General features: G+C 53.6%; 11 protein-coding genes and 3 pseudogenes. 7 read left to right on the forward strand and 7 right to left on the reverse strand.

The window, feature by feature from the left end:
* The 5 genes from KMP13_RS19865 to fliF form a co-directional block, all read right to left on the reverse strand.
* A partial coding sequence (locus KMP13_RS19865) for a transposase (protein ID WP_215267782.1) occupies nucleotides 1-175 on the reverse strand: 175 nt, incomplete at its 3' end.
* 198 nt (nucleotides 176-373) lie between these two features.
* On the reverse strand, nucleotides 374-1,114 hold the full coding sequence (gene fliP / locus KMP13_RS19870) for a flagellar type III secretion system pore protein FliP (RefSeq protein WP_215267773.1): 741 nt from the start codon (nucleotides 1,112-1,114) through the stop codon (nucleotides 374-376).
* Nucleotides 1,111-1,407, reverse strand: a complete 297-nt coding sequence (locus KMP13_RS19875) for a FliM/FliN family flagellar motor switch protein (protein ID WP_215267774.1) — start codon at nucleotides 1,405-1,407, stop codon at nucleotides 1,111-1,113. The genes fliP and KMP13_RS19875 overlap by 4 nt, the downstream gene beginning before the upstream one ends.
* Complete coding sequence (locus KMP13_RS19880) at nucleotides 1,400-1,999, reverse strand: ABC transporter ATP-binding protein (RefSeq protein WP_215267775.1); 600 nt, start codon at nucleotides 1,997-1,999, stop codon at nucleotides 1,400-1,402. Before KMP13_RS19880 ends, KMP13_RS19875 begins: the two co-directional genes overlap by 8 nt.
* The gene (gene fliF, locus KMP13_RS19885; protein WP_215267776.1) at nucleotides 1,999-3,687 is read right to left on the reverse strand and encodes a flagellar basal-body MS-ring/collar protein FliF; all 1,689 of its coding nucleotides are present in this window, start codon (nucleotides 3,685-3,687) and stop codon (nucleotides 1,999-2,001) included. The genes KMP13_RS19880 and fliF overlap by 1 nt, the downstream gene beginning before the upstream one ends.
* 118 nt (nucleotides 3,688-3,805) lie before the next feature.
* Here fliF and KMP13_RS19890 point away from each other — a divergent pair, with 118 nt between their 5' ends.
* From KMP13_RS19890 to KMP13_RS21130, 6 genes and pseudogenes are all read left to right on the forward strand, one after another.
* Nucleotides 3,806-4,333 carry a flagellar basal body-associated FliL family protein gene (locus KMP13_RS19890; protein WP_215267777.1) on the forward strand — a complete coding sequence of 176 codons (528 nt, stop codon included), beginning with the start codon at nucleotides 3,806-3,808 and terminating at the stop codon, nucleotides 4,331-4,333.
* Nucleotides 4,334-4,342: 9 nt separating this feature from the next.
* Nucleotides 4,343-4,804: a hypothetical protein gene (locus KMP13_RS19895; RefSeq protein WP_215267778.1), complete on the forward strand. Its 462-nt coding sequence runs from the start codon at nucleotides 4,343-4,345 to the stop codon at nucleotides 4,802-4,804.
* Entirely contained in the window at nucleotides 4,804-5,406 is a 603-nt protein-coding gene (locus KMP13_RS19900) for a MotE family protein (RefSeq protein ID WP_215267779.1), read from the forward strand. Before KMP13_RS19895 ends, KMP13_RS19900 begins: the two co-directional genes overlap by 1 nt.
* 78 nt (nucleotides 5,407-5,484) lie before the next feature.
* Nucleotides 5,485-6,354, forward strand: a complete 870-nt coding sequence (motA, locus tag KMP13_RS19905; RefSeq protein WP_215267783.1) for a flagellar motor stator protein MotA — start codon at nucleotides 5,485-5,487, stop codon at nucleotides 6,352-6,354.
* On the forward strand, nucleotides 6,351-8,783 hold the full coding sequence (locus tag KMP13_RS19910; RefSeq protein WP_215267780.1) for a hypothetical protein: 2,433 nt from the start codon (nucleotides 6,351-6,353) through the stop codon (nucleotides 8,781-8,783). The genes motA and KMP13_RS19910 overlap by 4 nt, the downstream gene beginning before the upstream one ends.
* Nucleotides 8,784-8,864: 81 nt before the next feature.
* Nucleotides 8,865-9,168 (forward strand): annotated as a pseudogene (locus KMP13_RS21130) (transposase); the annotation flags it as partial.
* 206 nt (nucleotides 9,169-9,374) lie between these two features.
* Here the strand turns inward: KMP13_RS21130 and KMP13_RS19920 are convergent.
* A protein-coding gene (locus KMP13_RS19920) for an IS3 family transposase (protein ID WP_435370375.1) occupies nucleotides 9,375-10,534 on the reverse strand; the annotation gives its coding sequence in 2 pieces (ribosomal slippage) (nucleotides 9,375-10,276 and nucleotides 10,276-10,534; 1,161 coding nt in all).
* A 68-nt stretch (nucleotides 10,535-10,602) separates the two neighbouring features.
* On the opposite strand from KMP13_RS19920, the pseudogene KMP13_RS19925 reads away from it, so the two are divergent.
* Nucleotides 10,603-10,881: pseudogene (locus tag KMP13_RS19925) on the forward strand (hypothetical protein); the annotation flags it as partial.
* Here the strand turns inward: KMP13_RS19925 and KMP13_RS19930 are convergent.
* Nucleotides 10,866-11,299, reverse strand: a pseudogene (locus KMP13_RS19930) (transposase); the annotation flags it as partial. The pseudogenes KMP13_RS19925 and KMP13_RS19930 sit on opposite strands and share 16 nt — an antisense overlap.
* Between the last annotated feature and the right edge of the window lie 13 nt (nucleotides 11,300-11,312).

Below are 11,312 nucleotides of genomic sequence, written 5' to 3' on the forward strand. Positions count from 1 at the left end.
ATGCTTGGATCGCCGCATCGCTGAAACGCTGCTGGCGGCCGCGCTTGCCACCCGGTGGCGGCACCCAAACCATCTCTGGGTCAAACCAAATCTCAAGCGATCCGCGTCGCTTAAGCGCGTCATTGTATGCCGACCAGTTCGTGGTCTTGTACTTTGTGGGGGACCAACTGCTCATACCTTCCAGCTATCACTCTGGATTCAAACAGTGAATCCTCAAACCGATTTGTGCAACAAAGCCCCGCGAACATAGTGTGATCACAAGATCAGCGTAGCGTGAAGGGCTTCCGAGTAACTAAGCCGAAGTTATCACAATGCTTGGTGAAGAGGCCCGTCCTCCGGTAAAAATACTTCCGGTGGTCAGGCGTGTGAAACTTTAAGTGTAGCTGCGGACCAATGCTCCGGCGATCATGCTCCACCCGTCTGCCACCACAAAGAAGGCGAGTTTGAATGGAAGCGACACCACCGCGGGCGGGACCATCATCATACCCATCGACATAAGAACAGCCGAGACAACCATATCGATAATCATGAAGGGTAAGAATATCAAAAATCCGATCTGAAATGCGCGAGAGATCTCTGACAACATGAAGCTTGGTACCAAAACCGAAAATGGAGCCTCTGCATCTGGGTCAATACCGGCTGTTCCGGGACGAAGATCCGCGATCGCATAAAATGTATCGGAATCGAGGCGCGCGGCCATGAACACTTTGAACGGCTCCAGGCTGCGCGTTAACGCGGGCCCCAATTCCAATCGCTCTTCCAAAAGCGGGTTTACCCCAACGCGCCAAGCTTCTTGGAACACTGGTTCCATCACAAAGTAGGTCAAGAACAAGGCCAAGCTGATCATCACCATATTGGGCGGTGCTTGTTGTAGCCCAAGACCCTGACGCAGAATTGACAGAACCGTCACCATAAACGGGAAACAGGTGATCATCATCAAAATGCCCGGCGCAATGCTGAGCACCGTAACTAGGATGATGAGTTGGATTGAGCGCGCTGAAATTGACTGCCCATCTGCCAACGAAAGGCTCAATTCTTGAGCCGCTGCGTGACCGGGGAGAACCAGAAAGGCCGCTCCCACAAAGGCCACGCGCAATAGTGCGTGTCGTGTCATCCCAGCCCGCTTTGCAAATCGGCAATTTCCGTCAAGCGCACAGCCAGCTGTCCTGCCTGATCCCCTTCAAGCTCTTCGAGCTGGCCTCTGGCCACCAAGCGATCTCCTACATAGAGATCCACTGGGTCCTCTACACGCTTGTCCAAAGTGAGGATTGCGTTTTCACCCAAGTTGACCAAATCGCGGATCAAAGGCCGGGCTTTGCCGACAGAAACCACGACTTCCACTGGAACCGACACAAATGGGTTGCCAGCTTCGGCGGCTTTGAAATTCTGGTCGGCTGCGTCATCCATAAAGACTGTCCTCTTTGAAGTGATATGTGAAAGCGTCAATTGAATCTTGAACCGATTCTAGAAGCGCTGAACTATTGAGTTCCCGTTCCGCTGTTCCGACCCGCAAGTAAGCCTGTCCAGCCTCCAGCAATTCGTCTTCTTTTACGGATACAGGTCCCGAGAAGTTTTCGCCGAGCAGTGCGCGAACAGACGCGCCTTCTCCGGCGGCGACTACGATCACCATGCCTTGGTCGGATTGGTCTTTGGCCATGTCCGTCAATTGCTCGACGACATGATGCCCAAAAGATGCCGCCATGGCGTCTGGCAAAACCGCACTTGTGAGTACTTTGAACATAGGGTCCAAAGATTCGATCAATTGGCTTTGAGCTTCTGTGTAAGTGAAGTTCAGGTCTTGCAACGACGTGGCCAGAGTGGCGGAAATGTGTGTTACTTCCTGATCCTTGGCCGTAACCGCGTCTTCCCATCCCGCGCTGTAACCCGTCTCAAACGACTCAGCGCGGGTCTCATCCAGGAGCTCTTCGGACACAGGAACAGCAGTAGGTTCCGCCCGAGTGTTGAAGCCAAAATCCTCTAGAAGATGTGCAATTGTCATTAGGCGCGCTCCTCTTTCTCTTCAAGCCAACCGCGTAGAATTTGGACTGTCTCCTCCTGGCGTTCTCCAATCATGGAGCGCAGACGATCTACTGGATCACCAGCGCCTCCACCGCCGGAACCCAGAACCGGTAGTCCGCCGCCAAGTCCTCCAAGTTCGCCCATGGCGTCGAACTCACCCATTTCTGAGTCTTGGATTTCACCATCCAATGCAATGCCTACGCCAAGGTTCGGGTTTGCCATGAAGTCACCACCACCAAGCGCCGGGAGCGCCGGGAGCTCCGGCAGATCGCCCATGCCATCTGCACCTGCCATATCAGGGCCGGTAAGTGCTGCAGTCGCACCTGCACCGTTGGATGCAAGAATCGGCCGCACGACAAACAATCCAAGGACAAGGGTTACAATTGCAAGCGCCGCGATCTGGATCAATGACATTGCGTCGATATAGATATTGTCAAACAGCGAAGAGCTGACGGCAGTGCCTTGCGGCTCGAACGAAGGCATCTCCATCGACTTCAGTGTGATGACATCCCCTCGCTCCGCATCAAAACCAACGGCTGCTGAAATAAGCTCCTGCAGCGCTTCCAATTCTTCGGCCGGACGGGCCTGGAATACTGTTTCGCCTGCAGCGTTGGTATCTGTGACTCCGTTGACCAGTACAGCAACGGTCAACCGTTTGATCGCGCCTGGGCCACGAAGGATTTCCGTTTCGGTTTCAGAAATCTCGTAGTTGATCCGTTCCCGAGTGGCACTGGTGTTCGCATTGGACCCTTCCCCAGAAGAAGCATCGCCATCAGGGATGTTCGACGCCACGGTGACTTCACCGGATTGGTTGGTTGCAGAATCGGCGCGTTCTTCGATATCTGTGCTAACCGCAACGCGGCTTTCAGGATCTACGCGTTTTTGACGGATCGATTCGGTGTCAGTAATCGTTTCGACACTCACCTCGACAACAGCATTGCCTTTGCCAACCCGCGCCTCGACCAATCGCATGACACGTTCTTTGACAGACTGCGATCTGTCATCATTGCCTGCACCCGCCGCAGCCGCCGCTTCCGGTGATCCGATCAGGGTGCCATTGGCGTCAATCACAGCGACATTATCAACCGCAAGACCGGTGACAGCTGATGAAACCAGGAACCGAATCGCATTTGCCTGTGCTGGAGTAATGCTCCCCCCCATAGGTGTAAGAGAGACAGACGCCGTAGGTTCGATAGTGCGTTGGAACGGATTCGATCCGGTATTCGCAATATGGACGCGAGCCTGTGAAATATGGGGGCTCGCAACAATTGTTCGAGCCAGCTCGCCCTCTTTTGCACGCCAATACGCGGCGTCAAACATTTGAGATGTGGTGCCAAAACCGCTGAGATTATCCAGCAATTCATATCCGTTGGCACTGTTGGCTGGCAGCCCGTCGCTGGCCAGCATCATTCGCAACTCGTCTCTGTTGCTCGACGGAACATAAATTGAACCGCCGCGCACTTCGTATTCTACGCCACGCTGATCCAGCGCGTTTACCACTTCGCCTGCAGTCCCACTTTCGAGACCTGCATAAAGCAGTTGCATGGTTGGCCGACTCGCCATTTGCGACATCGCAAACACTGCAACGAACATAAAAACCGTGGCTCCCACGGCTATGAGTCGTTGGCGTGTCTCCAATCCTGCCCAGACATTCTTGATCTGCTGCACAATAACCTCCGTCATACCGGCATTCTGTCCGGCGTACCTCCTTTTCCCTGATCGGCCTTAACATTCGGTTAGTCCATGCGGGGTTATGTAGGAGACACACGACGTTTTAGGGATAGCCATGACAGACGCTGTAGTTGATACAGAAGATGAAGTACCCGCCAAGAAGAGCAAACTGCCCTTGATTATCGGGGCAGTACTTGGGCTTGTGGGTGCAGGCGGCGGATTTTTCGCCGCACAGTCAGGCCTTCTTCCCTTTGGCCAATCAGATGCAGATTCAGAAGAATCGCAAATGGCCAAAGAGGCGCCAGAAGGCGTGGACACAGGTGAGTCGGCGGAAGATATCGCCAATCTCGCCTTTATCGACATGGAACCGATTGTGATCTCTCTCCGAAAGGCGAGCGGTCTAAACCATTTGCGGTTCCGTGCTCAACTTGAAGTCAGCTTGGAACACCAGGCTGAAGTTGAAACAGTCCTCCCAAGGGTTGTCGATGTCCTCAACAGCTATCTCAGGGCTTTGGAGATCGAGGATCTAACCGATCCGATGGCCTTGCCAAAGTTACGTTCGCAGATGCTACGGCGGATCAATATCGCAACTGGCCAAGGCCGGGTGCGTGATCTGCTGATTATGGATTTCGTATTAAACTAGGAGGACAGGATGGACCTTATTGCAGATATCCTGCTGGCTGCAGGTGCGCTTGGCGCAGGATTTTATTGTTTTGTACTGTCGCGCCGTTTGAAAAAGTTCAACAATCTTGAGAAAGGTGTCGGTGGCGCTGTCGCCGTGCTGTCTTCGCAAGTTGATGATCTGAACAAATCGCTTCAAGATGCTCAAACAATTTCCAACAATTCCAGCCAAAAGTTGCAACAACTCACTGGCCGTGCCGAAGGTGTTGCCCAACGGTTGGAGCTTATGATGGCGTCTATGCATGATCTCCCAGCTGAGAAAACTGCGCCGACGCCCACGCAACGAAGCGAAGAAACCGATGCATTGGCTGCGGCATATGAAGCAGAAACACCAGTTGAGCCGGCCCCGCAGCCGGTTCCCGAACCCGAGGAAGCAAAACCTTCCGGGTTGATGTTTGTACGACATAACCGCAGTCATAGTCAGGTGGCGTAATGGCAAAGTCGATAAAATCAAAAGCCAAGTCAGGCGCTCTTTTTGCTCTGGCCGTTCTGCTGTTGGGATCTGCCGTTTTACGCGTCGGCCTCGAAGCCGGCCCCGCGATTGCACGGGAAGTCGCCGGCATGGGCAAAGATGAGCACATGGACGACATGCAAGGGGCCATGGCCAAGTCTCAAATGCAGTCTTCGGCTGAAATGGAAGCAATGCTGAAAGCTTTCAAACAACGCGAAGAGATGCTGGTCAAACGCGAGACTGAGATCCAGGATCGCATGAAAGCGCTTGAGATCGCGGATCGCGCCATCGAGAAGAAACTGGTAGCGCTGGAACAGGCCGAAGAGAAGCTGCGTGAAACGGTTGCCTTGGCGGATGGTGCTACCGAAGAAGATGTAGATCGCCTGACTTCGGTTTATGAACAGATGAAGCCAAAAGAATCGGCGGCGTTGTTCGAGGAAATGGACCCAACATTTGCTGCCGGATTTCTTGCGCGGATGCGGCCCGAAGCAGCGGCTGGCATCATGGCCGGTCTCACCCCAGAAGCCGCTTATACTATTAGCGTTGTTCTCGCAGGTCGCAACGGTTCTGTGCCCAAGGAATAACTTGGGCACTGGCGCTCAACCTTTGTTAAGGCGACTCGGGTTACTCTCTTGGAACATGCGAATTATTGGAGTGGACCTATGATCGGCATTGTAGGTATTGCCACCATCTTTGCGATGGTGTTCGGGGGGTACCTCGCGGCGGGCGGTAAGATGGGAATTATCATCAAAGCGCTGCCATTTGAAATGATGATGATTGGTGGCGCGGCTGTTGGTGCGTTTCTGATCAGCAACGATATGGGTGGTGTGAAACACACCATTCAAGACATCGGGAAAGTGTTCAAGGGGCCAAAGTGGAAACCAGATGACTACCGGGATTTGCTATGCCTGTTGTTCGCTTTGATCCGGATTCAAAAAGCGAATCCAGTAGAGGTCGAACAACATATTGAAGATCCGGAAAGCTCCTCGATCTTCAACAAGTATCCCAAAATTCTGGCTGACAAAGAAGCCGTTAACCTGATCTCTGACACCATGCGGTCCGCGTCGATGAACTATGACGACCCGCACCAAGTGGAAGAGGTTTTGGAAAAGCGGATTGAAGCGAATATGCACCATGCACTGCACTCAAGCCACGCATTGCAGGCAGTGGCTGACGGTCTACCAGCGCTGGGAATTGTTGCTGCGGTTTTGGGTGTTATCAAAACCATGGCGTCGATCGACCAACCACCTGAAGTCCTGGGTAAAATGATTGGTGGCGCCCTTGTTGGTACTTTCCTCGGTGTTTTCCTAGCTTACGGTTTCTTTGGCCCGTTTGCTGGTAAAGTGAAATCCGTCGTCGAAGAGGATGGGCATTTTTATCAGCTGATCCGCGAAGTTTTGGTAGCGAACCTGCATAACCATGCCGCCGCCATTTGTATCGAAGTCGGGCGTCAGAATACGCCTTCCCATTTCCGGCCCGGGTTTTCCGAGCTGGAAGAAGCATTGAAATCGGTGAAACAGGACGCAGCATGAATTGGCGCGCTCTTACAATTGCATTTTGTCTTGCGGCGGCTTCTACCGCCCAAGCCGAAACAATTGTGGCCCGGTCTGGCGAGCATGACGGCTTTTCCCGCCTAGTAATGCGTCTGCCGGACGGGGCCGACTGGTCACTTACCCAGAACGGGAAAAGTGGCACCCTAAACATTGACGCGCCTGACGTCGTCTACGACACGTCAGAGGTTTTTGGTCTTATACCGAGAACGCGCTTGAAGTCCCTTAAGCAAACGGGGCCAGGACAGCCTTTACGGTTGGAAATGGCATGTGATTGCCAATTGCAATCTCACGTGATGAGCAATGGCTATCTCGTGATCGATGTCCGCGAACGCGCGGAATCGTCTGCTCGTGCTGCTCAACCCGCTGACTCATATACGCCCAGCTCGACTGTTCTGCCGCTTCTTCCCGCGACGCCACCTTCTACCGGGTATCGCTTTGCTCTTTCCGACACAGACGTCGCAGCATCGCGCTTTGCGACAAATTTGAAGTCTGCGTTAGAAACTGAGAATACTCTCATCCGTCCAAAGACCGAGCAACAAGACGTCGACATTGATGATCAAGTGCCAGAGCAACCACTTGAGGTTCCAGTTGTTTCAAGTAAACCCGAACCAGTGAATTCAGTACCACCGACTTTGGCGGGGCAAAGTGGGTTGATTTCTGGCTCGGACCTCCTGGACATGGAAGAAGCGGCCCGAACAGCGGCGGTGAATGAGTCCGAGCGTCGCCTTTTGCAACAGATCGGCCGAGCCACAAATCAAGGTTTGCTGGATTTGGTTGTTACCGAAGTCGAAAACAGCAACGGTCAATCTATTGTTGACCCGCTTGGCACCAACGACCGCCCACTAAATCCCCTAGATCACCTCTCAGTCACAACGGCGATCGACCGCGAAACCGGTCTATTTGTGCGCCAATCAGACGAAGAAACAAATCACCTGTGCTACGCTGACATGGAAGTCGCCGTTCATAGATGGGGCAACAACAAGCCATTCTCCGTTCAAATTTCCGAACTGCGCTACGAATTGGTTATGGAGTTCGACGAGTTCGACGAAGAAAAAATTCTCGAGTTAGCAAAGACATATCTGTTCTTTGGATTTGGGGTCGAAGCGCGTTCCACTCTTTCATTGCTGCAAGAAGGACCAGGAACTCCTGGAAACCTTTCTGTACTTCTTGCTATGGCCGACATTTTGGACGGCAAGCCAATGCCAATCAATAGCGTCTTCGCCGGCCAACAAGCCTGCGAGGGACATTCCGCTTTTTGGTCGGCATTGGCTAACGGTGAAATCAAAAAAGACGCAAACACAGATGCCATCCAACAAGCGTATGCAATGTTGCCAGTGCACCTTCGCGTGCATCTCGGCCCCAGAATTTCAACGCTGTTTTCCCAACTTGGCGAAAAACATATGGCAGAAGCCACTTTGAGGTCTGTTGAACGCACAGGCGTGGAAGATGTTCCTGAAATCAACCTCGCGGAGGCCGCGTTGGCCGAACTGGATGGTGACACGGATGCCGTCGTTGAAGAATTGGCCGAAGAAGTTGCGGAGCGGTCCGAGAATACACCCAAAGCACTTATCGACTTGATCAATCTCCACTACGAGGAACGCCGCGCACTGTCTCCAGATGTTCCGGAACTCGTCGGATCATACGAGTTGGAGAATAGAGATACCGAAATTGGTGCTGAATTACGCTTAGCCGAAGTGATTTCTCTCGCACTTGAAGGACGCTTTGAGGAGTCCTTTGAGGAATTAGAGCGGTTAGAAAATCAGGATGGCCCGGTGGCTAAGGCAGAAGCACTAGAACCATTGATGACGCTGCTGACCGAACGCGCAAGCGATGTTAACTTCCTTCACTACGGCCTGACCTTTAGCGAAGAGGCATCGCAAGCAGAGGCGACCCCGGTGGCGGATCTAATGGCGCGACGGATGTTGGACTTGGGTTTTGCAAGCCATGCGCGCACTCTCTTGCAAAAAGATGCACTGAAAGAACCGACCACCGATCGCCAATTGATGCTTGCTGAGGCGGCTGTGTCATTGAACGAACCGAAGAAAGCTCTCGAAGAGCTTGAAGGGTTGAAAAACACAGTGGCAAACAGGCTTCGAGCGCGCGCATTTTGGCTCGACGGTGATTACACACAAGCCAGTCAAGTGCTTCTGGAAGAAAACGAAACAGATGAAGCTGCTAGAGGTTTCTGGCTGTCCGAAAACTATCAAGCCATTAGCGGCATTGATGGCGCTAGTGAGGCTGGGTATGGTGCTGTTGCATCTGTGACGACAGAAATCGGTAGAGTAGCAGAGGATCCGGCCGGGCTGCCGCCGCTGGCCGAAGCCCGCGCCTTGATGGAGACAAGTCAGGGTACGAGAGATCACATTCAAGAGCTGCTTTCACGCGTAGGAGCCAGCCCTAATCAGTAAGGCAGACTGGTAATCCGCCCTAAAATTGGTGGTGTTCAAGAGTAAAATTTTCTCAGCAAGATATCTGAGGAGCTTTGTTGAATGAAGAACAGACGATATAGCGACGCGCAGATCATGGCGGTGTTGAAGCAGGCGGAGGGCGGTGTGCCGGTCTCTGATCTTTGTCGTGAACACTGGCGTAAGGCGGGGGAGAAATTGATCCGGTGCATCAATTTCCGGCCGAACCAGCGCCAATTTCTATAAATGGCGTGCCAAATGTGGCGGCAAGAATGCGTCTTTGTTGTCTGAGATGAACGATATGGCGGACGAGAACCGTCGCCTGAAGCACATGCATGCTGAGATGAGCATGTCCGAGACGATCTACTGAAGGAAGCTCTCGGAAGCAGGCCATTTTCCGCCATTGGTCCGAGGACAATGGACGTGCGCGTTAAGGCCGTCCACTGCCCGGCAATGTCCCGAGAGGGACGGAGACGAGAGATGGCCATGAATGCTGTCGCCTTGCACGGTGTAAGCATCGCTTTAGCGTGCCGGACGTTCGAGATCAGCGAGACCTGAGCTACTCCCCAATCCTTGGACAGGATCTGGCGTGATTTAAGTTACTCTTTGCACCTGCTGATCGGGGTTGGTTGTTTCGTTTCGCTGCCAATAGATCACAGCGGGTGGTTTGCCGCCAAGGGCAGAATGGGGGCGTTTGTTGTTGTAGAAGTCCATCCACTTTCTGACACCCGCCTTGGCCTCTGATCCGGTCTCCCATGCGTGCAAATAAACGCATTCATACTTCAGCGAGCGCCACAGTCGTTCGACAAAGATATTGTCGAGGAAGCGGCCTTTGCCGTCCATTGAGATGCGGATGCCTGATCGACGCAGGCGGTCGGTCCAAGCAAATGACGTGAACTGGCTGCCTTGATCCGTATTCATAATGCCTGGTACACCGAACTTGTGGATCGCTTCATTCAAGGCATCGACACAGAACTCGGCTTCCAGCGTGTTCGAGATGCGCCACGCCAGTACCTTCCGCGTGTGCCAGTCCATGATGGCGACCAAATATAGGAACCCACGCCGCATCGGCAGGTACGTGATGTCGGCGCACCAAACTTGGTTGGGCCGACCCACGCGCAAGCCACGCAGCAGGTATGGATAAATCTTGTGACCCTTGGCGGCCTTGCTGGTGTTGGGCTTCTGGTAGATCGGCATGAGGCCCATCAGCCGCATCAAGCGTCTGATCCGCTTCTCGTTGACGAGGTGGTCGTCATTGCGCAGGTGCCATGTCATCTGACGTACGCCGTAAAACGGGTTTTCCAAGAACTGCTTATCGATCAGGCGCATCAGACCGAGGTTCATCTCACTTTCGCCTGTTGGCTCATAGTAGAATGACGACCGCGAGATCGACAGCAGCGAACATTGCTTGCTGACTGACAGACCTTTTAGGTTCGGCTCAATCATCTTGCGCCTCACTTGCCGGCCCAAGGTTTGAGCTTTCTGGCCAAAAAATCGTTGGCGACGGCCAACTCCCCAATCTTGGCGTGCAGGTCTTTGACCTGCTCCTCATCAACTTCCGGTGCCGTCCGCCCGCCGCGCTCAAATACGCCGGAAGCGCCTTCAAGTAATGCGCGTTTCCATTGATGGATCATCGTTGGATGCACGCCAAACCGACTGGCCAACTCGCTGACCGTCTCCTCACCTTTCAGTGCTTCCAATGCGACCTTGGCCTTAAACTCAGGGTGATGTTGCTTTCGTTTCGACACCGTCAATCTCCTTCGTGTTGAAGATCAACAGACAACAAATCGTAGCTTACGTCAGTGTCCGATTTTCGAGGGGTAGCTCAACCTGCTACAGGTACCGCCCTGTGATGAACGATGAGAATGAAGAGATCTCTGGTTGGCTGGAACGTCTGACCATTGCCTGGCGGGGCATTGAAAATGCCCGAGAAGGGGTAAACAAGCGGAGTTGCGGGTTTGGATTGTGTTTTCTGTATCTGCGCAACGTGCAAGGTGATGGCTGGAACCACAAGCGGGTTTACCAGATCTACTGCGAGCTGGAGCTCAACCTGCCGATCAAGCCTAAGAAACGCTTGAAGCGGGACACGCCCGAGCCCTTGTTGCCCCGCATCAGCAGATGATCTACCGCTTGGCTGTCATGCAGGGCGGCGTTGCTGACATGGTAGCGCCGGACCAGCTTGTGCTTTCGGTCCACATTCACATGGTTTTTGTAACCGGAATGGCTCTTGCCGTGTTTCTTCGTCCGCCGCGCGTCAGTGCCCCTCTGCGCCCGCTTGGCCGGTTTGTCGGCCCAGCCGTCGGGCTCTTCACCCGCCTTTATGGCCTTACTTTCATCACGCGTGTTATGGTTCTTAGGCACCCGCACGATGGAAGCATCCAAAATCTGCCCGCCGCGTGCGATGTAACCTTGCCGTGCCAGGTAACCGTCGAACTGCTGGAAAAGCGCCTCAACCACCCCCGCCTGCGCCAGCCCCTCGCGATAAAGCCAGACGCGGTCTTGGCGTCAGGGGCCCGGTCCTAAAGCCCGGGG

Source organism: Epibacterium ulvae, from assembly GCF_018678075.1.
In the GTDB taxonomy this organism is placed as follows: domain Bacteria; phylum Pseudomonadota; class Alphaproteobacteria; order Rhodobacterales; family Rhodobacteraceae; genus Epibacterium; species Epibacterium ulvae_A.